The organism is Pedobacter sp. SG908, from assembly GCF_011759615.1.
Lineage (GTDB): Bacteria > Bacteroidota > Bacteroidia > Sphingobacteriales > Sphingobacteriaceae > Pedobacter > Pedobacter riviphilus.
In genome coordinates this window covers 2,642,557-2,666,027 of record NZ_JAAOYY010000001.1, presented here as the reverse complement: position 1 = coordinate 2,666,027, position 23,471 = coordinate 2,642,557, and the positions used below count along the sequence as shown (strand labels likewise).

The following is a 23,471-nucleotide window of genomic DNA, read 5'->3' as shown; positions in this document are numbered from 1 at the left end:
TTTGAAGTCTTTTAGATAAATCATAGTTAACTGATCCACTTCTAATAGGAAATAAATTTGTTGTAAATTGATGCTTACCGGTACGCTGGTAATTTAGTGGAAATGGGACAATTAGATTGGTTTGTCTAGTTTATCACTCTACTCTATTAGCTAATATTGATTCAGGAAATTTGTGGACAACATCTTGATAAATACTTTCAAGCTGATCTACAGTTAGGATCATAAAATTGTAGGTGTCATAGGTGTTCTTTTCCACCCGTTTTAAAAAGGCCAGATAATTGGCAATCCTACAGAACGACCGCAGGGTACTTTCATTGAATGCCACCCCAATACCCACTCTTCCAAGCGAGGCAGCATTAACCACACTGCCCATAATGTGTTTCTTTGAGTTTTGGTTTTCGATCTCAATAGCGATAAAACACCTTGCATTTTTATTTTTATGAATAATGGTCTCAAATTCTGGATGAATAATTTCATCGTATACTTGGGCATTTAAATTCTCTTTATGGTATTTAAAGCAGAGCAATAGAAAATGACGAATGTGTTCATCCTCAACCAGCTCATCATATATGTGGTTTAAATTGGGACCTTCCACATTGAAAGGGCCGATAGCTAGATCGATCCTGGGAGAATACTGATGGATACGTCCAGAAAAAGCTGCCCACTCGTTCTTTACCTCGAGTTCTGCAAATACTCTTTCCATCTTTGGAAACAGTTCATTTTGATATATCTTCGCGGTCATTATTTTTCTACCATCGCTGTTATCTTCCTAAACCAGCCCTCGACTTCACCTTTTGGATCGCGCTCTTTTAAACGCTGATAGTTCATGTGTGCGAACGCCTTGCTCAAATAGCCCTTGGATGTGTTGTCCTTCATAACACCATCAAATTTTTGCGTGGCCGAGTAAAGCTCTGCAAACATTTTAGGCACTGATTTCCCATCCGCACCAGGCATATCTACTATGGTCATTGCTATTCCACTGCTATCATGTATTGCATCGGAGTGAAGGTAGCATTCAATTTCATGTTTTTCACAAAGCGTTCCCCAAGAACCGTCGCCACGGTCGTTGACCAGATCGATCGATTCCTGGTATTTCTTCACATCACTATCATATATATGCACCTCAGGTCTTCCAAGCCCTTTTAAAAAATTCTCTGACACCCAATACTGGAGGGTAGAACCGCCCATGGTAATAACAGCGACCCTAGGATCTGTAAAAATATTGATAATGGTAGGATCATGTTCATGCAGTGCTTTACTAAGACATTTCATTGCAACAACATCAGTAGGTCCTTCCAGACATAAAATTACCTTTACACGGCTATCCGGAGTTACCCCCAGCACACGCGCAACCTCTGCATAAACATCAACCCCAGAGTCTATCGTTGGATTCCCCTGATCATTTCTATGAACGAACCTGATGCTTTCTGTCGGTAGATCGCCTGCCAAACCAGGGCTGTGTGTGGTAAGTATCACCTGACAGTTAGGGCCGTTAGCCAATGCTTTAAAGGAATCAATTAGGATACGCTGATTAGATGGATGTTGTGCCGTTTCCGGTTCTTCTAGCGCGTAAATAATACTTCTTTTATTCGATGCTTTTAAACGCCGCTCCGCTTCTGCTTTGAAGAAACTGACCAGGATCATTCTTCTGATACCGCTACCCCGCTTATTTAATGGAATGCCCTCATCGGTATCCATACCTATTGAAAATAAACTCGTCCATTTTGCAGTAGTAGGCGGAACGAACTGGGGAACGAGTTTATTTGCCAACTGTGGGTCGATAGACTGCAAAGCGGCATGGGTACTGTTGGCAATATCTTCGGCGCGTTCCCTAACCTTATCCTGGATGTTTTGAATATCATCTTGCACTTCGGAAATGGCCAATGCTATGGCCGCCTTCATGGGGTTTTGAACTTCGCTATCAGAATCCTGGCTATTCCGGTCACTTTGAAAAAGCGCAAATATTGGAAGATGGCTCTCAATTTGCTCCCAGATCCGTTTGCTATCCTCCTTGGGCTTGGACACCCCTATCTCTGTTGACGCTAGATGGAGATCACCAATATGCTGCCAGATCGCCTTCCTCATCGTTGGGTTTCCTTTCAACGGAATATCCAGCCCGATATTTTTAACCAACGCTTTCAGGTCGCTTTCTTTAAGCTCTAATAGGTTAGCAGCCCCATCAGCAGTCGGGTGATCGGCAATAATGAAAACATCCTCACTTACTGATTTTTTACTGCAGTCAAATGTTTTTTTGATCTTTAGGGTTCCTGTTGAGGTCAGCAAAAACTCCTCTTGAAGGCTAGTCTCAGCACCGGCATCTAATGTGATTACTGCGGGAAGCTCCTCAAATTCACAAGTTATTTCAATTTCCTTGCTTCCAGAATAAATATTGGCATCCCCCTGGTCGCATTTTACCGTTTGGTTGTTAAAAAAAATCTCCAAAGCTTCAAGAACGGTAGACTTGCCAATATCATTTTTACCGACAAAAGTTGTCAGATCAGAAATTTTAACGGAGATCTCGTGTTGATAACAACGGAAATTTTTAATGGTGAGAGCAGTTAGTTTCATATTAATTGTTTTTAGTTTAGATTTAGCCTAACACAGTTCAAAGTTTAGATAGGCAAATTCTTCATCCATGCGCATGGCCTCCTCGAATTGTATAGATACGGCGGATACCTTAAAAGTCGATTTTTGCCTATATTTCTTTCCGTTTATATCCTTATAGTCGATTATCAATGTAGGCCGGGGGAAAGGTTCAAAATCGGCTACATAAAAGTTTGGAACCGTACGAGAGGTCAGTTTTTGCTTGAATATCAAGTAGAGATAGTGGGTGAAAATGATAATATCAGGTACTGCATGTAATTGAAAATTGTCCATAACATTAATCGGAGAAATATAATCTATACGATGTTCGTATATCTCTGTGCCAGAAGAATAATGGAAATCCACATCCAGGGTTTTAAGCAGTGAATAAGATTCATAACTGGGAAATTTGTAGTGCAGTATCTCATAATCGGAGGGAAGGACGTCTTTAATCATACCAATAGCTTTTTCAATGTCAAACTGCCACTTGCACAAAACATTCTTTGCCGGTCCGAAACCTATATTGTCAATCTTATAGTTTTTGGAAACGCCAAACTTTAAGTCATTGGCGTTGATGGAAGAATCATTAAACGGCGAGGTCTTATATAATAGCACCTCCTCTTTTGCCTTAAAAAGAGGGCTTTTGGAGATACTCAGATTAAAGGATTTGATCAAAACCTCAGGCTTATATGTAGATAGGCGCTGTTTGATCAATTCTTTGAGGGTGATAACGGCGACAATAGTGTAAACTAGTGAGCCTAGACCCACGATGGCATTGAAAATATTAAGATTCTCGGATATAAATTGTCTTATGGAGAGAAGCATGTTTGAGAAGTTAATTTATTGTGCAAAGTACCGCATTAAAAATGTTTTTCAAAGAATCCAGTTATTTTTATCTACACGGTTCCATAAATGATCCATGGAAAACAGATCTTCCATTCTCAAACAATTAACATTCGCGATTGACAAGAGTTTCCGTTGGCAGATAACCAAAATTTTCTAACTTCGCTTATTGGTTCTATCCCAGTAAAAAATATTAAATAAAAAATCAAATGGAAAAATTTTCAAAAGTTAAAGAAACCATTGCATCAATAGAAGCAGATGTAGAGAAGTTTTACAATGGCGGAAACGCAGCAGCTGGAACCAGAGTTCGTAAAGCAATGCAAGATCTAAAGGTGCTTGCTCAGGACATCCGTGCAGAAGTTACTGAAAAGAAAAACACAGCGAAATAAATCACTATCACTGTTTTGGAAAAGGGGAGGCACATGCTTCCCCTTTTTGTTTAATGTCTGTTCCGATTACTAGGAGAAATAACGGTTCTATTGGTAATAGCTCAACAGAAAGAACAGCTACCTGTCGTCAATTGATCGTCAATAATTTAAAATCGATTGTGTTTTGAGATCTATAAAAGATACCGAGTTATTGGCGTTTTAAATCAATGGAACTGAAAAATCTCTGACGATCTCTGGTACTGTTTTCTTGCGTGGCTCAAAACCCAATAAAGACATCACCTGATAGGCAAGTTCCTGCTGACCGCTGCTGCGCCCGTTTAAAAGTTTGATCTTTAATACCCCGCACTCCTGGTTAGAAACGGTATGATTATCTATTTCATCCATAAAAACACCCTTAAAGAACTGATAGCTTTCACCTGGGTAGATTAGGCATATCTTTGCTCCGTTGTGATAGCGGCTATAGGTATACATCTGCCGAAGGTCATCATCCGATGCGGCGCTATCTTTAACATTTTTCCATTTGGTATCAAGAAGGCATAGCGGTTTTTCATCAGATCCGATCAGGATATCAGGCCTCATCGTTCTGGTATAACCTGTTTCTGGCCGCCAGAAATTTCTGTTCGTCTGCCCCCTTACCATATAGATGTCCGGCCGGTAGCGTTGGAGGCTCTTTAGAACGAACCGTTCCCAGAGCACATTCATGTTGAACAGCAGTGCCAGTACGTCTCTGGAACCGCTGTTTAGGTCGGGATGATAGTTGAGCAGGATTAGCCTGGCAATATCAATGGCTTTTTGATACCCGGCGTTCTTTCTGTCGTAGCTGATGCCGCTAAAGGTATCCTCACTTACCTTGATATCGGCAAGATCCGGAAAATTTAACATCAGGTTGGCCAGTCTGCTGCTAAGGGAAGGATGAAGGCGGCTGCGGTTTAACATGCGTAATGCCTTTAGCAAGATTTGGTTCAATAGGTGACTGTGGTCATATGTCTGTTGGGAGATATAAAAGCGCTCCTGATGTACCAGATTAACCGCGATATGTTTGGGGAAAAGCAGTTTGCCTTTCAGGGTGGTTGAATTCTGCTCGATCTTCCTGTACTTTTTGATCAGTCCGCTGTGTGTAAGCTGTTCTACCTCGGCGATAAATAGCTCGAAGTAATGATCCAGGATCGAATTGGATTTTAAGCTCAGCTGCGCCGTTGAGGGCGCTCTGGTCTCGGGGAAGACAGAAGACTTTAACATATCGATGAGCAGTTCCCGCCAGTGCGTCTCATTATGCTGCCTGTCTGCCTTTGGTAAAATCTCAATGGTCAATTTGCCAACCCTTATCACACCGACATATTCGCAGAACCTTACCCCGTTATGCACCAGGCTATAATAGGGAAAGTTTTTTTCCCTGTAAAAAAGCTGTAAGCTTAAAAGCTCATCATCGCTTAAACGCTGGTTGCCCTTATGGAGATAGAGCGAGTCATGTTCGTAGACGGTGATCATTTTATAGGGCAGCCCCTTTCATCAAAACCTGTATAGCCAGCGCAAAGCTGCCCTCAACTGTCGAGTTGTTGAGCACGATGGGAATAGCGCTTTGCCTGTCATAGTGTACGATATGGAGTACTTTCCGCTCCTTTAGATATTCTGCGTCAGGGTATTCAAAATCTGCAAAGCCTATCTGTTTGTCAGTGAGGCTTGGCTGGACGAAACCGGCACCGAGTACAAGTCCGATCTTGCCGTAATCCCCGAAGAAATATTCCTGCAAAAGCGGAATAATATTCTTGTAGAACACTGTTCTTAACTCATCTAAAGTAGTGCACTTTAGAAAAAAACTATGGCCGATTACATTATCCCGGTGCAGGATACGTTCGATACGCGAGTTGATAGTGGTCAGCAGCAGAGCAAGATCTATCCCCTCTATAGCTATTCCTTTTCCCAAGTCCATCCTGATTTTAGTAATCAACGATGGATCAGCCGGAACCTCCTCAAAAACAAAGCGCCTTCTCAAAGCGGTATCCAAGGCCTCTACGCTACGGTCAGCGGTATTCATCGTGCCAATGATGTGAAGATGAGGGGGGACACCAAAACGGGTTTTGCTGTAGGGCAGGGTAACAGTGAGTTCTTCATCTGCACCAAGGCGCTTATCCTCTTCGATGAGAGTAATGAGTTCCCCGAATATCTGGGAGACATTTCCACGGTTGATTTCATCTATGATCAGAACCGTTTTTTCCTCTTTAAGCTGATCCCACTTATAATCTCTCATCTTTAAGAGCAGGGCAGGGATAATATTGGGATAGCCGTTGATCAGATAAGATTCAAGCTCGGGAAAATTCCCTTTTTCTGTATCTTCAGAATCTATCTTGCCCTTAAAATCCTCCAGTCTTATCTTCTTTTTATCCAGATATGCCAAAAGGCTATTTAAAATTGAAAAAGCCAAAGGCAGGTAGTTTCCGCCGGGTTTCTTTAGCGTGAGTAGCTCAGCAGTTACTCCTATTACCTCATGTTTCCCAATTTTTTCGCCAACCTTAAAGATGGAGCTGCGCATACAAAGGGATTTGAATATTCCATCCACTACCTTAAAGTTGAGTGTTTTTCCGGCTTCTTTTGGCGATATGGGCTTAATACCCTCAATAAAATCCTCATAGCCCATGCTCTGGTGAAACGTTGTAAAAACGATGCGGCCTTCTTCCATTCTGATCTTGAAGAGTTCCTTTATATCTGCCCTGGATTTACCTTTTGTTTCATCGCCAAGAATACGAAGAGCCCGCTCAATGGTGCCAAAAGTTTTACCGGTTCCCGGTGGGCCGTAAAGGATCTGGTTTAAAGGCTGCTGATCACTTTGGCCATCATTTCCCACTGAGCCGCCCTCGGTATCCGCATCCTCTGGAGCAGATTTCAATGGTGTGAGGTTATCGTGCAATGGCCATTTTCTATTGTTATAAGTGGTGAAGGCTTCCTTTGGCAATGGTTTTATCTTTTCTATTTCCTCAGCCAAAAAAACGATCGATGCAGATAAATTTCCTTTCTGATAAGCGGACATTTCAGCCTCAAATCCAAATAAATTGTCCCTTTGGTGCCAGTTCTTTTCCTGAAGCTGTTTTTGATCGAGCGCAAAATCTATAATCTTCGCCCGGTAATTGACCGCTCCTTCAGTACTGTAATAGAGATGAAAAAAGCCGGTATCCTGGATCATCGCCCTTAAATCCCTAACAGAGGCAACGGCATCAGAAGGTTTTTTGCTGTTCCATAAGATAATGCCGTTATGATCTTTGGAGATCTGGCTCATCTGCTCAAGATAAGCCGGCTCATCATTGGCTACCAGCGCAACTACCTGATCAAACCATTCATCTTTTTTATGATAGAGGATAATCGATACCAAATAGCTTAAGTTATTGGGATTCGATACCTGTAGATCAAAATCAGAAAAATAGGCTAAAAGATCTCCGACAAATGATGCCGGATGATATTCGAGTTCCAAAACATTTTCGGCTATCTGTTTTCTGTGGCTTTCAGATAAAACAGTTATGTTATTTTCTGGTTCGAGCAGATAATTGAATGCATTAACGGGAGAGCCCTGCTTTAGCTTATCGGGGGCGAATTTGAAAAGTAAAAAATGACTCAGCCAATCGCCCATATAAACGCCCGCCCTTGCAAGCGTACGCTTATCGGGATATTCATTGAAATTATCTTTATCGCGTGCCCTGGAATCACAATAGGAGATCACCCTATAAAATAAGCCGGCCACCCGTTGAACCAGCCCATCTGGTTCGGCTTCCTGTTGGAAGAGCGCATAATTCCGGGATAACATCAATAGATGCTCCTGCTCTTCTCCGCTTACCGATAGGTTGAGCCATTGGTTCAATACCTCCTGACCCTTTTTGAAATAAAAAACATCGGATTGGCCTACATCTTTAAAATGAGGGAGATCCATTAATCCCTTAACATATTGTTTATCTTGAAGATCCATGTAGTAGTAGTTGTTGGTGTTCGTTTCGTAGATCTGGTTTTATCTCCGGCCTTTTTGTTCTGCCCTTAGCGGTTTTAATCCGAAGACTAAACTGCCGATGGGATGTTTATAAGATCCTGATCCAGGGTGCTTAAGATACTTTTTATATCCGCCTCGCTTAGTACTGGCTGAAGAGGTACCGCAATATTCTCCTGGGCATCCCTCACCTCATCTAATACGCGGTCATAAGCGCCTGGGAAGACCTCATTGATCTTTTCGGTGAGGAGATTGAGCAGGTGGCATAAAAACATATATTCCTCAAGATTCTGAGGCACCTTATAGTCTCTAAGATGCCCTTTTAAATAAATGTTTTTATCATTCTTTCTCAAATTATGGGCAAGAACATTATTCCTATATTTTTTAATATCAGCAAAACGGTCAATCTCAGTTTTGATCCTTGAAATATAGGGCATGATACTGTTCGCTTCTGCCGGATTTAAAGCTGGAATAAAGAAATCGTTGATCTCATCCAGATAGCTGGCAACAGCAATTAAACCATTATTATAGGTTAGGATATGAATGTTGTGGAGTAGTTCGCCATCCAAAAGACCTCCTTTTGCAATGGTTACCAAGGTCGTTAAGTGGGTATTAAGCCCACCGAGCAGGGTATTTAGAATGTGGATACTCTTATCGAGTTTCGAGGCTGGAATCTGTTGTGGCATGAAAGTAAAAAATAGCGTTAATAAATGCCATGAATTGATATTGATAAGCCCTGAGGAAGGATACACTCAAAAGAATGAGGTATTCAAAGGAAATAAAAAGAGTATCCTTTAGACTTAAGACAATGTTCTAGACTTGGCGTTAAATAGTTAAATGCAATTTAAGGTAGTTTGGCAAGATATACAAATCTTTTCATCTCCAGGCTGTTCATCGCCTTATACCTTAGCTCCTTAGGTTTCACTTGTGGTTTATTCGGTCATTGCTTACTTTAGCAGAAAAACATCATGACCTATAAAACCTTTGACATAGAGGGGAAAGAAATTGTACAGCATGATCTGCAGGACAAGGGAGACTGGTGCGGAAAGGGAGCCAGCTTCGAGGAAGTATTCATTGGGCGCTACCCTCATCTTGGGCTTATGATCAACCCGGAGAAGCAAAACAATATTTACGCTCCGGATCTATCCTATATCGAAAACGGTACCTACGCTGATCTTAAAACACAGAATACCCCATTTTTTCTCTCACAGTCCAGATATGAGATCGATCCCCAGTATGCGGTTACTTTTAATGAAAAGGACTTTTTGCGCTACCGGGAAAATTATCCCGGAATCGATATTTATTTTTGGGTTGATTGGCAGGCAATCAGGTTCGTGGGCGCAGGGGATATATCGGTGAAGCCAATGGTCGGTGTTTGGCGCCTCAAATACGCCGATATGATTAAAGCAGTAGCATCGGCACCGCTACATCGCTATATTCAAAGGGTGGGGGATCAAAAAGGAAATGCCAAGGGAAGCTTTGTGCTGGATCTTAATGCCGACGGCTTTACCAGGATTGCCTGAGCAAAAAAATAAAAATCCATATCCCCTGCACTGCAGGTGATTTATTTTCAGGGTGCTGAAAAATGGTCTGAAAAAATGTGGAAAACTAAATATTTTAGCATATTGGCAGCTCCAAATATCTTTTTATATTTGTAACCATGTGTAAGGTTGTATAATATGGTTATAAAAGATAAATACTCTCTGGAGGAAGTATCCTCAATACTCTCCAAGAGCAAAGAAACTTTAAGGAGATGGGATCGGGCAGAAAAGCTACGTGCCCATCGCGACCCTATGAGCAATTACAGATACTATAACCTAGATCAACTCCAACAGTTCGAAGAATTCCAGAATATGCCCAAAAACAAAAAACTCGATGAGAGAATATCATTGCCCAAAGCCGATAACCAATATAATGTGCTGGAGCTCTTCGCAGGAGCCGGCGGATTGGCCATTGGAATGGAGAAGGCAGGTCTTAAGTGCCTTGCCTTAAATGAAATAGATAAATACGCGGTAAAGACCCTACAGGCGAACAGGCCGGAGTGGAACGTGGTTCCCGGCGACATCAGGGATATCTCTTTTAAAGAATACAGGGATAAAGTTGATGTGGTCACGGGAGGATTTCCCTGCCAGGCCTTTAGTTATGCCGGAAAACGTTTCGGCTTTGATGATGCAAGGGGAACGCTTTTCTACGAGTTTGCAAGGACAGTACAGGAGACTAACCCTAAAATCTGTATAGGAGAGAACGTAAAAGGCTTACAGAACCACGATTCTGGACGAACGCTCAAAACGATGATTGCCATTTTAGATGAGATCGGCTATAGGGTACTGGATCCAAAAGTATTACGTGCAATTTTCTATAACGTACCCCAAAAGAGAGAAAGGTTGATACTGGTAGGGGTAAGAAAAGATATTGATATCGATTTCGAATACCCGGTGGCCAGTAAAAAAGTATTTACGTTGCGCGATGCGCTCAAGGCAGGGCCACTTTTCGGTACCGATGTGCCCCATTCGGCGGGAACAAAATATCCAGCCTCAAAAAAAGAAGTACTGGACCTGGTTCCCCCGGGCGGTTATTGGAGAGATCTGCCATTGGATATCCAAAAGGAGTATATGCAGAAAAGTTTCTATCTGGGCGGCGGAAAAACAGGCATGGCCAGAAGGATCAGCTGGGATGAGCCATCACTCACCCTGACCTGCAGTCCAGCTCAAAAACAGACCGAGAGATGCCATCCCGATCATACCCGTCCGTTTACGGTAAGGGAATACGCCCGCATACAGACTTTTCCGGATGAATGGGAATTTCAGGGGCCAGTTTCCGCTCAGTACAAACAGATCGGAAATGCGGTGCCGGTCAATTTAGCAGCGGCCATAGGCGGCGCAATCGTTGAGTTCCTGAACGCCTATTATGCGCAGGCCGATAAACGCAAAAGCGCTTAGCCTGATAAAAGAAACTACTTAATACATAATATCAAAGCTTATCAAAGCCATTGTAATATCCGAAATTATCAAAAGTGATCTGATCTAGGATACTGCGATGGCTTTTTTCAATCTCTTTATTGATCTCAGAAAGCGCAGAATTCTTCGCCTGTTCTTCCGCCTTGGGGATCGTAGCCAAATAAGCATCAGTAGCTTTGGGAAGCGCAAGATAGAGTTTCGCCAGGGCATCGTCCTCACCGGATAAAAGGGCATAGAAACGGTCACCGGAAATCTTGTTCACCCGGCTATGGCTATATTCCTTACCGTTGATAATACCTGCCCATTTACTGTCAAAGCTATCTGTCGCCAAAATCTGCACCCAATAACAGGTAGACTTCTTATAGGTATCTGCGTACTTGGCAAGTTTCTGGAAAAGCGCTTCAGCAGCGCTACTGTTCATGGTATTGTGTTTATTCTTTATATCGGCAAAAAGGGTATCATCTGAAGCCTTGATATCAAACCCGCTAAGTTTACCCACCTCAAAACCATTAATCCCTCCAAGAATCTGCTCGTGAAAAGTTCCAATGGAGTTGTTGATCGATTTATCGATCTGACGTAAAATCTCGGATTCAATCAAGGCTTCCTCATCAATTTCATTGAACTTGGTATCAAAGGTCAGCTTAATGGTATCAACCTTGTTTTTATAAAAATCCTTTTTGCTAACATTATTCTTTGCACGCAGGTAAGAGCTATGGAGATTTGCGATACACTTTAAGAAGTGCTCATCGGAGATGTAATTTAGATAGGTATTGGCCATTCGTTTTTTTTTCAAATGTAGCAAAATCCTCAATATTTATTTTTTTGCGATAGATGATCAGCCAAAAAGCGGACTTTATCATTACTTTAGGGAAATAATCTAAAAATAATGCTCGAACAAAGAAAACTCTCAGATGCTGAGCTAATGGTGGAGATCAAAACAGTTGTGGTCTCAAGCATTAGGACATATATTAAAAACTACGATAAAAAGAGTAAAACATTTCACCCCTTAGATTACCTCATTCCAACAGAACGGAAGATACGTTCCATTGTCGGCGGCATTGAAACCTCAATCGGAAGTACATTGTGGGAACCTTTGGCAAAGAGACTTGCCGAATTAGGCGGTTTTGAGGTTTTGGATCAAAAACTTAATCAGCCTGAAGAGAGCACTACCTTTCTTTCCAATGTGATAGCGAATGTCAAGGAGGAGAGGATAACGCGATCTGTTGTTAGGGACATCAATAGCGTGATCAGGGAAAACTGCCAGCATTTCGCCGGTAAGAATATTCCCCTCAAGGTTACCACAAAGGGACAGGGAGTTGATATCTGGCTAAGAAAAAAGAAGACTGGGATCCATTATCTTTTTGATACCAAAACTGTACGCCCTAATATGGAGAAGTTCAAAGATCTTTTTCGCCAAATTGTTGACTGGTATAGTTACTTCTATACCGAGTTTCCGTTAGAAAAGGCCGAATGCCGAATTGTGTTTCCATATAATCCATTTGGGGCAAAAGATTTTTGGGAAAAAAGTATAAAAAAAGGCTGGCCGCTTGCGGCGCATAGCGAGGCATGGGTGGGAAATGAGTTTTGGAACTTTCTCTCTGAAAGAGAAAATACGCTTGAACTTATTTTTGAGGCCTTTATGGAAGTAAAGACGGATAATACCCTTGAGCTTGAATTTAAAGCACTTTTCAATTGAGTTTAGAATAATCGGATTTTAGCTTGTATAAATCTGAATTGTCGGATATGCTAAACCTATTTCAGTTTAGCCATAGCTGATAATGTGCAGAAATACGCGGTATTATCCCTCTTTTAATAAAAATATAACCAAATAGAAACAGTTCACAATGATCGCAACAGACGGCAAAGCCGATAAAGACCTTTTGGGCAGAGATATATTCGCTAGACAGATCGTTAAAAGTTTGACGAGCTCCTTTAAGGATACTAGTGAGAGTCTGGTGGTAGGGATTGCCGGCAATTGGGGATCTGGGAAATCCACGCTACTATCCTATATCAAAAACCATCTGGATAATCAAAGCAGCGGACAGGGCATTAAAATAATTGAATTCAATAGCTGGGGAAATACTGGTGAAGATGGTCTTGAACGCAATTTCCTGGAGACGATACTCGAAAAATTATCGGGATTTAAATGGGGAAAAGATATATCCAAAGCCAATCAGAAACTCAAAAAATACCTGAGCTACCTTAAATATGTCAAGTTTTTAAAACATACCAATGGCGTGGTCAAGGGTATACTTGATGGGGTGGATGATTATGTCAATGGGGAAGGTGTTGGAACGGTTGGGGACTTAAAGGAGGCGATAGGCGGGTTACTGGCGGAGAATAATGTCAAACTCTACATTTTGATAGATGACCTGGATAGGCTGACACCTAAAGAGATTACGGCTGTTTTCAAAATGTTAAAGGTGAACCTTAATATGGTGAATACCTTTTTTCTTATCGCCTATGATAAGGAGGTGGTGATCCGTGCATTGGAAACCGAATATGGAGTGAATGGAGAGCGGTACCTGGAGAAGATTATTCAGGTCGATTTTTCGATGCCGCCTGTACTTGAGCGTCAGTTGGAGGAAATATTCTTTTCGCGTTTAAAGGCTTATCTGATTAAACTGGAATTAAATGTTGATCTGGAGGATCTGCAGAGCGCATGGAGATTACATGGCTTAGGAGAATATTTGCAGTCGATAAGGGATATCAACCGATATCTCAATAACTTGGTCTTCAGCTTACCCAATATACAGAATGATATTTTTCTGTTGGATTTTCTGTTGCTGGAGGCGATCCGGACATTTGACCACAGGAGCTATCAGCGTTTACATATAGAGATCCCAATGATTAGGCGCCAGGCAATATGGGCTGATGTAGCGGTGAATGAGAATTTTGTCAAACGGTTTACGAACGGCACAACTGCCTCGCTATTGGATTTATTATTGCTCAATGATTATGGCAAAAGAAAGTATATGGATCCTAAAAGGTTGCGTGACCCGGAATATTTTGAGCGTTACTTCTCTTTAATGGTTCCTTCTACTGATGTGACCGAGAGCTATATCACAGCTTTTTTTAGCGAGGGTTCTAATAAGTTTGCGTTGCTTAGCCAGATCCTTGGAACAGATAAGATGCATAACTTTCTAAAGCGCATCTCTAACCCTAATCTGGAGATTCGTCTTTCTTCCAGTTCAAAAGATATCTTCGCTAATTTCATCGGTTTTTGGAACCAAAGACCCGATAGGATAGATTATAGTTATAAAAGTCTGATCATATCGGCATATTTCAATCTGATCAATTTTTTCGATGATAGCCATAAGGCGGTCAATTACGCAACTGAAGCTGTTTCTTTAAACAGAAAACCGGGAGGTAAGATCGGCTTTGTAATTATCTATCAGATACTGATTGATCGTGTCTCGGGTGTCAGCCCAGCTGTCATTGAGCAGTTCCGCTCAAAGAAGGCCGGACTGACAGCGCCTTTTGAGAAGTATCTGGCAGATGAGTCAGGTTTTAGTTTTATGCATTTTCGTGAAGGGGAGATTAGTTGGGTAGATAGTACTTTTCTGTTCGCTATGGCAAGGTTTCTTCAAAAGGAGTATATCGAAAAGCTGGAGGAGAATCTTCAGCATCCGCAGATGGGAGTGGCTATAGTTAAACATTTTTTATTGCTTGATCAGCAGGGGAATGCAGGTACGGTTGATTTTGGTCAGAGAGAGCTGCTGCTGCCGGGCGGTTTGCTGGCAAAATTACTGGGCGCAATCCGTGGTTATAGTAGGAGTGAGCTTAGCGCACTCGATTATAAAAATCTGTTGTTTTTTGCTGAAGGGGCAAGAGAGCTGGTCCGGAGCGAAACCCTTGAATCAAAGTAGCATAGACTGTTTTTAAGCTTTTTACAAATAATTGGTGTTTTAATATGAGTACATACCATGTCGTAATCAAAACTGATACAGATATGCTTTCTTTACTTAGGGGATTGAAAGGAGAGTTTAACTTTCAGAGCATCAGCTTTGAATCGGATATCGATATTTACCACTTGATCAGCGAGAATCCAGTTGAGGGGATTCGTCTTGTTAGGGAAAAGAGAAGAGAAACCAGGCCGATGATGATTAAGGAGCTCAATCCACAGCTAGATTTTTCTGCGCTTTCCTTCGATCGGCCTGTCCGGTTTACAAACTGCAGCTTTAGTGTTGAAGTTCGTTTTTCCGATCTGGTCTTTAAGCATGGGCTGGATATCTGCTACTGCTGCTTTTCTCAGGAGGTAAATATCCGATCGGTATCGGCGCTAGGTCTTTCGAGATTGGTGTTTAATTCTTCATCAAATGTGGTAATAATTAATAGCCAGTTTGAGCTCGAGATCCGGTCTTTGCCAGCTATGGAGGTAGAGAAAATGCTTCATATAGAGAATACGGTATTTCTTTCCGGCATTAATATGAGCCGGGCAGTGGTTGGAGGTCAGCTTAATTTTGTGGGTAATACAATTAAGGGGACTTTAGACCTCTCACTCTCTAAACTTTCCTCGCTGAATATCGTAAGCAGTGATTCCAAGCAGGAAAAGTCTACCATTGAAGATCTTAATTGCTCGGAGATGGAGTGTTCTGGCGCGGTCGAGGTGAACAGGGTTTCAATTAGCGGAAGTCTAAGGGGACGGGGTGCAGTTTTCTCAGATAGTTCATTCTTTATCGATGTAGATATTTCTGAAAAGGTCTACCTCACTCAGTGCATATTTGAAAAGGAGATTATTTTCCACAATGTAAAGGTTGGAAAATTGCTAAGTTTTAACTCTTCGGTATTTCATTCCAGGCTTAATCTTAGTAGCTGTGACATCTATTCTGCCGAGGTCTATTTCGCGCAGGCTAAGATCCATTCAGATATTTGGTTGGGTAGTCATCCAGGACAGGCACCATTGGCTTTTACCGGGATGATTTCCTTTCAGGGTGCCTTTATTTCTTCTGAGTCGCTGATCAGGGTATATGGACTGAATGCTAAAGGGAACTCCGCAGGCCAGCTTGTCTTTTCGCATGCATTGATCAAAGGCTATCTCGATATCAGGGATGTATTTGTAACAGCTATATCCTTGGATGCTACAATAGTACTGGGTAATATCCAGGATAATAATACACTCTGGGCATCCATTCATGATCGGCCGACGGCGAGACTGTTAAAACATGAATCAAAAAAAGTGAATAATATAATTTCCGCTGTTGCCTACAACAAACTAGAAATGAGGCTTCATAGAAAGGAGGTAGGTTTGAGAAATGTAGCTGATCTGGCAATATTGACGCTAAATCGCCTATCAAATAATTATGGTACAAACTGGCTTTTGGGTGTGTTTTTTACCTTTTTTGGTGGGCTGCTATTTTACATGCTCTTTGAGTTATTTAGAATTGATTTTGCGTTCTTCGGAGAAAGCAGTACTGGTTTTATTTTGTTTGATGGCCGATTTTGGACTGGGTTCATTGATTATTTCTGGTTGCCTGCAGGATTTAAACAATTAATTGAGGATGGACGGCTGGCCGGCGGAGCCTGGGGAGCTACCTTGTTTATTATTGGGAAAGTTATAATAGCCTATGGGATTTACCAGACGGTTGCCGCGTTTAGGAAATACATCTGATTTTTTTGTTGTTTCAGAAATTTGCATTATTTACTGTTTGTCAATGTTTTCATAGTCAGTTGTTTGGGTTGTTAAAATAGATGGCTAAAAAGTTGATTTTGGGAAATGTGAAGCTGAAATAAAAATACTGCAAGTTTAATAAATTTGGATATTTTTACATCCAGGCTCTCCTATCAGTAAAAGCCGCTCTCAATGAAATTTAAACTTTTAGCGCTCCGAATTAATTCAGATTTTCCATTTACTAAAAATCTTAAACCAGACCTGCTCTACAAGTTTTCGGACGACATCGTATTCGAAAATGATAAGCAGCAGCAACTGGAGAAAGTTGAAGGCTATCGGGAAATTACAAAAATCACAGATCAGCAGAGCTACCCGCAGGATCTTTATGCTATAAAGGGATTTAACGACAGGAAAATAGATGTCAATATCTCTGCCGTACTTGGAAGGAACGGATCAGGTAAGAGTACCTTATTGGAATTGTTATATCTAACAATCTTCTGCCTGGCAGAACAAAAAGACTTACTCCATCGACGCAGCTTTCTCGAGAAACAGATTAGCCAATATCCAGATATTACCTACTGGTCGTCACTTCGGGTCAATACAGAAAAACTTCTTGAAACAGTTAATATTGAGCTTTACTATCAACTCAACGATGAGTACCTGGTGCTAACGAAGGCCAAAAAAGCATTCTTGCAGTACGTACTCAAGGAAGGCAAGTGGGTGCCAAGGGGATTTGAATTCAAAAAATTCTTTTACTCCATCTGTATCAACTATTCGCAATATGGATTGAATTCGATGGGTAGCTTTGATTGGCTAACCCCACTTTTTAGTAAAAACGATGGTTATCGCACACCCATTGTACTAAATCCTTACCGCGAAGAAGGAAACATTAACGTAAATACCGAACTGCATTTGGCGCAGACCAGGATCCTGACCAATCTTAGCAGTGAAGATTTCAATTCATCATTTCTGATTGACGATAAAGCAATTAAGGATATTATCTTTAAAATCAGGCCTGCGAGATTAGGGGCGGTTGAGGAGAGTAATATTGTGGAGGTCGCTCGCGCAACATTTGAAGAAAACAAGGTTGATCTGATCAGCTTTTTTAGTATTCTGATGATCGCATTTGGCGGATCCTCAGATAAGCTAAGCCGTCTAGCAAAAACTATTCTCGAGCTTCGAGAGCGTATCAGTTCTGTAAATAAATTTAATTCCCATGGTTTATTCAGAGTAGACGAGGAAAAGCCGGATCTGGATTCGCTTTATGGATTTCTGGCTACATATATCATGACCAAAGTGCTTAAGATATCCAATAAATATGCAGAATTTATGGCATTTACAACTCCTTATTTTGATAATAAAGGAAAGTTTATGTTCAATGTGATATCAGACCCGAAAGGTTTGAGCCAGCAGATACTTAACAGCCAGAATCATGTAACCCTCAAACTTAAACAGGCTATCAATGCACATAATTTTGGTTTACTAGATGAACTTGACTGGGCAACTATTCAGGATGATGAGTATCCGGAATATTCCGCCTATACTGCGACACTTACATTTGATAAGATAAAGTCACTTGCCAGAAATAGTTTTAGTGCCGCAGGCTACAAGGGGAAGATTTTGGCCCAATTTGTTCCAGTCGCTTTCTTTAATCCAACTATACACGTTACCTCAGGAGATCAGGAGCACGGATTCTCCCAGCTTAGTTCCGGTGAACAGCAGATGGTACATTCTATCCACTCAATACTCTATCACCTGATTAACATCGATAGTATTCGAGAAGGGAAATACAGTTATGAGGTTGTCAATCTTATACTTGATGAGATCGAGCTCTATTATCATCCGAGTTATCAGCGGGATTTTCTGAGGAGGCTACTGGAGAACATCGAAAAGATCAACTTAAAAAAGATCTCGGGACTGAATATTGTTTTTTCAACCCATTCACCTTTTATTCTTTCTGATATCCCACATACAAACGTGTTAAGGCTACAGCGAGGGGAGCCCTTTCGCACAGAGATCGAGAGCCAGACCTTTGGCGCCAATATTCATGATATGCTGGCAGACTCCTTTTTTCTTGACGAGAAACTGATAGGTTCCTATGCAGAAAAGATAGTTGGAAGATGCATCTCGCATCTCGAGCAGATGAGATTGTACAAACTAATAGAAAGCATGCGATCGAAAAAGGATAAGACGGCATCTGAACTCGATATGATCACAATCCTGGAAAAGCAGATAAACGGGCTTGAATACCGGATACCATTTGAAAGTTTCCAGCAAGCGTTGCAAGAGGAACTTCAGAGTGGAAAACTGAGCAAGACTATTAGGTTGGTAGGTGAACCTGTGGTGCGGTTTAAGCTTATGGAGATGTACGACGAATTGATACGGCGCGAAGAGAGTGAAAAGGATAGGGCGAAGCGCTATATCCAGGAATTAATGAGGAAAAACAATATTGATCTTAACGAGTTGTAAAATGTTATATATTAATCCATTGCATCCAGGAATCGTTGTAGCAAAACTCAGTCATCAGAGAGGTACAAAATGTTATGTAAATAAAAAAATTGGTGAACCGAAATGTGCCAATGATGATTGCGCAGTATGTACTTCTGGGATGAGGGCAGTTAAAAACCTTGATGCGAGGATTAAAACGTTCCTACTGACAGGAAACCACATTGATGATATCCTCACTGGATTACCCCCGGTTCTACAGGCTATAAATATCGATTTTTGGAATGAAATATTTCCAGGCGCTGACCTCAACGATCTGATTCCCTATTTTGGAGAGCTGAGTAAAAAGACCTTGGAAAATAAAAGCCAAGATTTCCAAGACAATTACAATGAAATCCATCCCTATGTCAAACAGATCAAAAGTATATTCGACTACGAATGGTTGAGTAGCAAAGAAACAAAGCCTTATAACGCCTATACACTATGTAATTCCTTGGATAGATATACCTGTAGTTATTGCAATAGGAGCTACACCTCAACCGTCATTACCGACAGTGGAAAACCGGTAGTACGTCCAACTCTCGACCATTGGTTTCCCAAGTCAGAGTATCCCTTACTGAGAATTTCTTTTTTCAATCTGGTGCCGTCTTGCGCGAGTTGCAATAGTTCGGTAAAAGGTACCATCAATTTCAATCTTACAGATCATATCCATCCTTACAACGATGAGGCACAAAGCGAAGAGTTTGAATTTGACTACGCCTACACTGCTCTCAACGGGTACCGGATTTCATTAAGGGATACAGCCGCCGGTACGGTCGCGGGATCTAAAGCCAAAAATACACTTGAGGCTATGTATATCGATGAAATCTACAATAGCAATATCTCCGAACTACGGGATCTGCTTACTATAAGAAAGAATTATTCCGCAAGTTACATCAGGATAATGCAGTCCCTGCTGAAAAAAAACATGAGTAAAAGTGAAGTATACCGAATACTTTTTGGCGTTGTTTATGAACAGGAAAATTACCATAAACGGCCATTGAGTAAATTCAAAAAAGATATTCTGAAAAAACTGGGTATGCTTGACGATATGCCTTAAAGCCGTGACGGGCATATCCCCGTATTCAAATTATTGCCTATTTCTGCTATCACAAATTGGTATTCCATCTTGGTAATCTGGGCCTTCGAAATGGTTGTTCTGGCGTTGGGATAGGTGCGCTTTTATTTGCCCGTTTATTTTTTTTGATTAAAATGGTCTGATATGAGAAAGGAAAAGGATTGTTGGTTGTGGAAGAGGTGGCAAAGGCGGTGGCTTGCAAAAGACCAGGTGCTAACGCCGTCATTTCTCGGGACAATGATTTTCGTCCCGGACTATTTGTGGTTATCTTTGCACCAGAGATGAAAAGCGAGCATATACGGGAAACCTTCGGAAATATTGATATTTATTTATTCGACCAGTTATTAAAAGGTACTTATGGCGGGTGCAAAACTGTTTTGGATGCCGGATGTGGAACAGGGAGAAACCTGCTTTACTTTTTAAGAAGTGGTGCACAGGTTTATGGGGTAGATCAAAGCCCTGAAGCTATTGCACAGCTTAGAAATATGGCCAGTGCCTTTCCCCATATCAATCCCGAAGAAAATTTCAGGATAGCGCCTGTAGAGCAATTGCCGTTTGAACATGAAAATTTTGATCTGGTTATCAGTTCTGCTGTACTCCACTTTGCAGAAAACCAGGAACATTTTGAAGCGATGTTAAGCGCTATGTGGCGTGTACTTAAACCCGGTGGATATTTCTTCTGTCGCCTGGCCTCGGAAATCGGTATTGAATCACTGGTCCGTTTTATCGGAAATGGCAGGTATATTCTTCCGGACGGATCGGAGCGGTTCCTCGTTAACCAGGAAATGCTTCTGCGGCTTACCAAAAAACTTGGGGGACAACTTCACGAACCGATCAAGACGACCAACGTACAGAACATGAGGGCTATGACCACATGGTGCGTGCGGAAATAATAATCGATTTTAAAAGTTTTTAGCATAGAATATCCATCAGCTGTGTGTAGGCATTTCGGCAAAAATGGCCGCCCATTCCGCATTTAAACTGTCACCCCATTTCAGCTTAGAGTGGTTCTTTAATCAATCTTGCTGTAATTAGTAGACCAGGTCCAATTGGATTTATTGTCGTTGGGCTGCTTATCTTTGGGAGGTGCATAATAAATGTTAAAAACAATATCATGGAAAAATATTATTATCAGGTCTACTTAGATGTGGCATTACGTAACGAAGAACATATGTTTGGGTCCATCAATATCTCCCATATCCCATATAAAAAGCTGGAAGAGCTTTTTCTTGACCAGGTTGTAGCGGAGCGGTTTCTTTTTGATGATGCGATGACCTATCAGATTAGTAAAAAACTTTACAAGAAGAATAAGAAGTTTTTTGATGAGGAAATTTTTTTTAGGTTCGATTTCGACTTATTCGAGTATAGTGTTAGCCTAACGGGTGATCTCATGTCCAAATATCAACCTGATTATTACAGTGAATTGCCACCTTTATTTAAATCAGATAAATAGTAAGTACTTTAAACTCAAATATCGGATATTTTTATTGGGTATTTGAGTTTAATGTATTTAGGATAAAATGAGCTAATGTATTTTGATTATTTAACACATTAAATGACATAAGCAAGCTGTCCACAAAACTAATATAAGGTTTTTAGTAGGCAATAAAAATTAAGGCGAAGGACGGTGAAAAAACAAAGGTGACAAACACAAAAGTTGTGGATAACAAAAAACAAAAGGTGAAAGTTGAACTTTCAAACATTGATGAAGGCACAAGTACAAAAGTTACCGAGGAAATTAAAAAAGAAATAGAAAATGGCCCCGAACAATTATAAACCTATCATATATGTTGGGTTGTTAATTATTACAATTAATCTTCTTGTTTTATTTCTTTATCTAGTATACGGATTATATCACGATTATCCAGAGTTAGGCTAAATAATGAAATCCAATCCAACTTCAATGGTGTTAAGCTTTTGGGGTTGGATTTTTTTGCATAAACAAATTATTTAATCCCCTTTTAACTAGCGGTTATTAAGAGTATAGATAACACCTTAAGGCAACCTTGAGACTGAGTAAAACGTGGAATAGATTAAGACAAGTAAGAATCTACTTAAAGAAATTGATGCCAGCTTGTATCATTTGGAAGATACAAGTGAAAATAGAAGTCATAAACATGAAGAAAAACCTAAAAAAAACTAAATTGTCGGATGAAATAATAAGAGCAATTTATGGTAACAGAATTTTCGAGATTGAAAATTGGATAAATAAAGAAGGAGTAGATACTGTTGATGCGGATGGTAGGAATATAGTCATTCATTCAATTATAGCAAAAAACAACAACACATTAAAATTGGCTTTAGAGCTTCGCGAGAATCCTAACATCAAAGATAGGACCGGTTGGGATCCCTTACACTATGCTGCACAGGATAATTCTGTAGAAGCAGCAGAGATTATACTGCAATTTGGAGCAATCATTGATTGTGAGGATAACTATGGCAATACACCTCTTTGGAGAGCAGTTTTTTCTTACAGAGGTGACGGTAAAATAATTGAATTCTTATTAAAAAGTGGAGCTGACCAAAACCATGATAATCATTCACAAATTAGCCCGGTCAAATTAGCAAACACAATTGCCAATTATGATGTTAGACGTTTTTTCTAGAAATAGGATTTACGTTTTAGGTAATCAATAATGTTATAGGTGCGAGCAAGCCTATATGTTTCAACTGTGCGCTCTCACTATACAGGTTAATGGTATAGCAGCTGTAACACCATTGAAGCCAGTGAAACCCGTATTACCGCTAAAACCAGTTATAAACCGATTGCGATAAGATCATATGGATATATATAGAGAAGATATAAAAGGCAAATTAAAATCTCTTACGACAGAACAGCAACTTTTGTTTGCTGCGCTTACATGTGAAAGGCTCTATCCAAACTATGTTTACTTTCATAAGAGGTTTGACTGGGGTGACCCCAAAGTACTTCTTGATTCAATGGAGATTATATACCAATCTCTATTCTTTAAAACCCTTTTTGGTAGCGACGAAATCCAGGAGCATGCAGAGGCTGTTGATATGGTAACACCCGATACTGAGGATTATTCAGAGGTTTTTGTATCTTTTGCTTTGGATGCATGCACTTCTGTCTATAGCACACTAAACTTTATGCGGGACCAAAATCTAGATCATGTCGCAGATGTCGCAAGCTATGCCCGAGATACCGTCGATATGTTTATCCAGGTTAGGGACAACCTTGATATGCACGTTAAGGATCTGGAAACTAGAATTGCCAACGATCCCTTGATGATACAAGAAAAAGGTAGGCAGTTGTCCATAATAGAAAAACTGAAAGCTCTGGATGGTGAGAACGTTACTGATAGTATAATAGAAGACTTAAGAGATAAGTCATTTATAATTGATGCCGAAGCGATATCATAGGTCCTTCAATATGTTTGATATTAGAGATCAAATGTAACTTAGCCGTCCTTCACACGCTACAGTGGCTTAAAAATTACCGGGCTTTTTTTTGTATAAGCTCAAGTTTGAGGAGCCTTGCTACGTTTCTAAAGATCAAAACCTATCTGCAGGTACTGGAACGCTAAAAAAAGACACC

At 40.7% G+C, this 23,471-nt stretch carries 20 protein-coding genes; 13 read left to right on the top strand and 7 right to left on the bottom strand.

What is annotated here, in order from left to right; translation table 11 throughout:
• Nucleotides 1-133: 133 nt before the first annotated feature.
• Genes FHT21_RS10910 through FHT21_RS10900 form a run of 3 tightly spaced genes read right to left on the bottom strand, consistent with a single transcriptional unit; the run spans nucleotide 134 to nucleotide 3,408 of the window.
• Nucleotides 134-742 carry a hypothetical protein gene (locus FHT21_RS10910; RefSeq protein WP_167294695.1) on the bottom strand — a complete coding sequence of 203 codons (609 nt, stop codon included), beginning with the start codon at nucleotides 740-742 and terminating at the stop codon, nucleotides 134-136.
• The gene (locus FHT21_RS10905) at nucleotides 742-2,568 is read right to left on the bottom strand and encodes an ATP-binding protein (protein WP_167294694.1); all 1,827 of its coding nucleotides are present in this window, start codon (nucleotides 2,566-2,568) and stop codon (nucleotides 742-744) included. Before FHT21_RS10905 ends, FHT21_RS10910 begins: the two co-directional genes overlap by 1 nt.
• Nucleotides 2,569-2,595: 27 nt before the next feature.
• Nucleotides 2,596-3,408 carry a hypothetical protein gene (locus FHT21_RS10900; protein WP_167294693.1) on the bottom strand — a complete coding sequence of 271 codons (813 nt, stop codon included), beginning with the start codon at nucleotides 3,406-3,408 and terminating at the stop codon, nucleotides 2,596-2,598.
• Between the two features lie 227 nt (nucleotides 3,409-3,635).
• Here FHT21_RS10900 and FHT21_RS10895 point away from each other — a divergent pair, with 227 nt between their 5' ends.
• The gene (locus tag FHT21_RS10895) at nucleotides 3,636-3,815 is read left to right on the top strand and encodes a histone H1 (protein WP_167294692.1); all 180 of its coding nucleotides are present in this window, start codon (nucleotides 3,636-3,638) and stop codon (nucleotides 3,813-3,815) included.
• Between the two features lie 198 nt (nucleotides 3,816-4,013).
• Here the strand turns inward: FHT21_RS10895 and FHT21_RS10890 are convergent, their stop codons facing one another.
• The 3 genes from FHT21_RS10890 to FHT21_RS10880 all read right to left on the bottom strand — a co-directional run bounded on the left by FHT21_RS10890 (nucleotide 4,014) and on the right by FHT21_RS10880 (nucleotide 8,468).
• Entirely contained in the window at nucleotides 4,014-5,303 is a 1,290-nt protein-coding gene (locus tag FHT21_RS10890; RefSeq protein ID WP_167294691.1) for a restriction endonuclease, read from the bottom strand.
• A 1-nt stretch (nucleotide 5,304) separates the two neighbouring features.
• Nucleotides 5,305-7,767 carry an AAA family ATPase gene (locus tag FHT21_RS24850; RefSeq protein WP_208398906.1) on the bottom strand — a complete coding sequence of 821 codons (2,463 nt, stop codon included), beginning with the start codon at nucleotides 7,765-7,767 and terminating at the stop codon, nucleotides 5,305-5,307.
• 86 nt (nucleotides 7,768-7,853) lie between these two features.
• Entirely contained in the window at nucleotides 7,854-8,468 is a 615-nt protein-coding gene (locus tag FHT21_RS10880) for a hypothetical protein (protein WP_167294690.1), read from the bottom strand.
• 282 nt (nucleotides 8,469-8,750) lie between these two features.
• On the opposite strand from FHT21_RS10880, the gene FHT21_RS10875 reads away from it, so the two are divergent.
• Both FHT21_RS10875 and dcm read left to right on the top strand, forming a co-directional pair.
• Entirely contained in the window at nucleotides 8,751-9,305 is a 555-nt protein-coding gene (locus FHT21_RS10875) for a hypothetical protein (protein ID WP_167294689.1), read from the top strand.
• Between the two features lie 156 nt (nucleotides 9,306-9,461).
• Nucleotides 9,462-10,721: a DNA (cytosine-5-)-methyltransferase gene (dcm, locus tag FHT21_RS10870; protein ID WP_167294688.1), complete on the top strand. Its 1,260-nt coding sequence runs from the start codon at nucleotides 9,462-9,464 to the stop codon at nucleotides 10,719-10,721.
• A gap of 31 nt (nucleotides 10,722-10,752) precedes the next feature.
• On the opposite strand, the gene FHT21_RS10865 is transcribed toward dcm, so the two are convergent.
• Nucleotides 10,753-11,517 carry an Eco47II family restriction endonuclease gene (locus tag FHT21_RS10865; protein ID WP_167294687.1) on the bottom strand — a complete coding sequence of 255 codons (765 nt, stop codon included), beginning with the start codon at nucleotides 11,515-11,517 and terminating at the stop codon, nucleotides 10,753-10,755.
• Between the two features lie 108 nt (nucleotides 11,518-11,625).
• On the opposite strand from FHT21_RS10865, the gene FHT21_RS10860 reads away from it, so the two are divergent.
• The 10 genes from FHT21_RS10860 to FHT21_RS10820 all read left to right on the top strand — a co-directional run bounded on the left by FHT21_RS10860 (nucleotide 11,626) and on the right by FHT21_RS10820 (nucleotide 23,296).
• Complete coding sequence (locus tag FHT21_RS10860) at nucleotides 11,626-12,435, top strand: TdeIII family type II restriction endonuclease (RefSeq protein WP_167294686.1); 810 nt, start codon at nucleotides 11,626-11,628, stop codon at nucleotides 12,433-12,435.
• 148 nt (nucleotides 12,436-12,583) lie between these two features.
• Entirely contained in the window at nucleotides 12,584-14,608 is a 2,025-nt protein-coding gene (locus FHT21_RS10855; RefSeq protein ID WP_167294685.1) for a P-loop NTPase fold protein, read from the top strand.
• Nucleotides 14,609-14,652: 44 nt separating this feature from the next.
• Complete coding sequence (locus FHT21_RS10850; RefSeq protein ID WP_167294684.1) at nucleotides 14,653-16,350, top strand: hypothetical protein; 1,698 nt, start codon at nucleotides 14,653-14,655, stop codon at nucleotides 16,348-16,350.
• 192 nt (nucleotides 16,351-16,542) lie between these two features.
• Nucleotides 16,543-18,819: an AAA family ATPase gene (locus FHT21_RS10845; RefSeq protein WP_167294683.1), complete on the top strand. Its 2,277-nt coding sequence runs from the start codon at nucleotides 16,543-16,545 to the stop codon at nucleotides 18,817-18,819.
• A gap of 139 nt (nucleotides 18,820-18,958) precedes the next feature.
• Nucleotides 18,959-19,894, top strand: a complete 936-nt coding sequence (locus FHT21_RS10840) for a hypothetical protein (RefSeq protein ID WP_167294682.1) — start codon at nucleotides 18,959-18,961, stop codon at nucleotides 19,892-19,894.
• A gap of 299 nt (nucleotides 19,895-20,193) precedes the next feature.
• Nucleotides 20,194-20,805 (top strand): class I SAM-dependent methyltransferase, encoded by a 612-nt coding sequence (locus FHT21_RS10835; RefSeq protein WP_167294681.1) that lies wholly within the window; start codon nucleotides 20,194-20,196, stop codon nucleotides 20,803-20,805.
• 221 nt (nucleotides 20,806-21,026) lie between these two features.
• Nucleotides 21,027-21,365: a hypothetical protein gene (locus FHT21_RS10830; protein WP_167294680.1), complete on the top strand. Its 339-nt coding sequence runs from the start codon at nucleotides 21,027-21,029 to the stop codon at nucleotides 21,363-21,365.
• A 188-nt stretch (nucleotides 21,366-21,553) separates the two neighbouring features.
• Nucleotides 21,554-21,688, top strand: coding sequence for a hypothetical protein (locus FHT21_RS25055; protein WP_279590022.1), 135 nt, complete (start codon nucleotides 21,554-21,556; stop codon nucleotides 21,686-21,688).
• 341 nt (nucleotides 21,689-22,029) lie between these two features.
• Nucleotides 22,030-22,518: an ankyrin repeat domain-containing protein gene (locus tag FHT21_RS10825; protein ID WP_167294679.1), complete on the top strand. Its 489-nt coding sequence runs from the start codon at nucleotides 22,030-22,032 to the stop codon at nucleotides 22,516-22,518.
• A 175-nt stretch (nucleotides 22,519-22,693) separates the two neighbouring features.
• Nucleotides 22,694-23,296 carry a DUF416 family protein gene (locus FHT21_RS10820; RefSeq protein ID WP_167294678.1) on the top strand — a complete coding sequence of 201 codons (603 nt, stop codon included), beginning with the start codon at nucleotides 22,694-22,696 and terminating at the stop codon, nucleotides 23,294-23,296.
• Nucleotides 23,297-23,471 lie beyond the last annotated feature (175 nt).

Coding starts and splice junctions, on each gene's coding strand:
- FHT21_RS10910 (WP_167294695.1), bottom strand. CDS start 742: ATGACCGCGAAGATATATCAAAATGAACTGTTTCCAAAGATGGAAAGA.
- FHT21_RS10905 (WP_167294694.1), bottom strand. CDS start 2,568: ATGAAACTAACTGCTCTCACCATTAAAAATTTCCGTTGTTATCAACAC.
- FHT21_RS10900 (WP_167294693.1), bottom strand. CDS start 3,408: ATGCTTCTCTCCATAAGACAATTTATATCCGAGAATCTTAATATTTTC.
- FHT21_RS10895 (WP_167294692.1), top strand. CDS start 3,636: ATGGAAAAATTTTCAAAAGTTAAAGAAACCATTGCATCAATAGAAGCA.
- FHT21_RS10890 (WP_167294691.1), bottom strand. CDS start 5,303: ATGATCACCGTCTACGAACATGACTCGCTCTATCTCCATAAGGGCAAC.
- FHT21_RS24850 (WP_208398906.1), bottom strand. CDS start 7,767: ATGGATCTTCAAGATAAACAATATGTTAAGGGATTAATGGATCTCCCT.
- FHT21_RS10880 (WP_167294690.1), bottom strand. CDS start 8,468: ATGCCACAACAGATTCCAGCCTCGAAACTCGATAAGAGTATCCACATT.
- FHT21_RS10875 (WP_167294689.1), top strand. CDS start 8,751: ATGACCTATAAAACCTTTGACATAGAGGGGAAAGAAATTGTACAGCAT.
- dcm (WP_167294688.1), top strand. CDS start 9,462: ATGGTTATAAAAGATAAATACTCTCTGGAGGAAGTATCCTCAATACTC.
- FHT21_RS10865 (WP_167294687.1), bottom strand. CDS start 11,517: ATGGCCAATACCTATCTAAATTACATCTCCGATGAGCACTTCTTAAAG.
- FHT21_RS10860 (WP_167294686.1), top strand. CDS start 11,626: ATGCTCGAACAAAGAAAACTCTCAGATGCTGAGCTAATGGTGGAGATC.
- FHT21_RS10855 (WP_167294685.1), top strand. CDS start 12,584: ATGATCGCAACAGACGGCAAAGCCGATAAAGACCTTTTGGGCAGAGAT.
- FHT21_RS10850 (WP_167294684.1), top strand. CDS start 14,653: ATGAGTACATACCATGTCGTAATCAAAACTGATACAGATATGCTTTCT.
- FHT21_RS10845 (WP_167294683.1), top strand. CDS start 16,543: ATGAAATTTAAACTTTTAGCGCTCCGAATTAATTCAGATTTTCCATTT.
- FHT21_RS10840 (WP_167294682.1), top strand. CDS start 18,959: ATGAGGGCAGTTAAAAACCTTGATGCGAGGATTAAAACGTTCCTACTG.
- FHT21_RS10835 (WP_167294681.1), top strand. CDS start 20,194: ATGAAAAGCGAGCATATACGGGAAACCTTCGGAAATATTGATATTTAT.
- FHT21_RS10830 (WP_167294680.1), top strand. CDS start 21,027: ATGGAAAAATATTATTATCAGGTCTACTTAGATGTGGCATTACGTAAC.
- FHT21_RS10825 (WP_167294679.1), top strand. CDS start 22,030: ATGAAGAAAAACCTAAAAAAAACTAAATTGTCGGATGAAATAATAAGA.
- FHT21_RS10820 (WP_167294678.1), top strand. CDS start 22,694: ATGGATATATATAGAGAAGATATAAAAGGCAAATTAAAATCTCTTACG.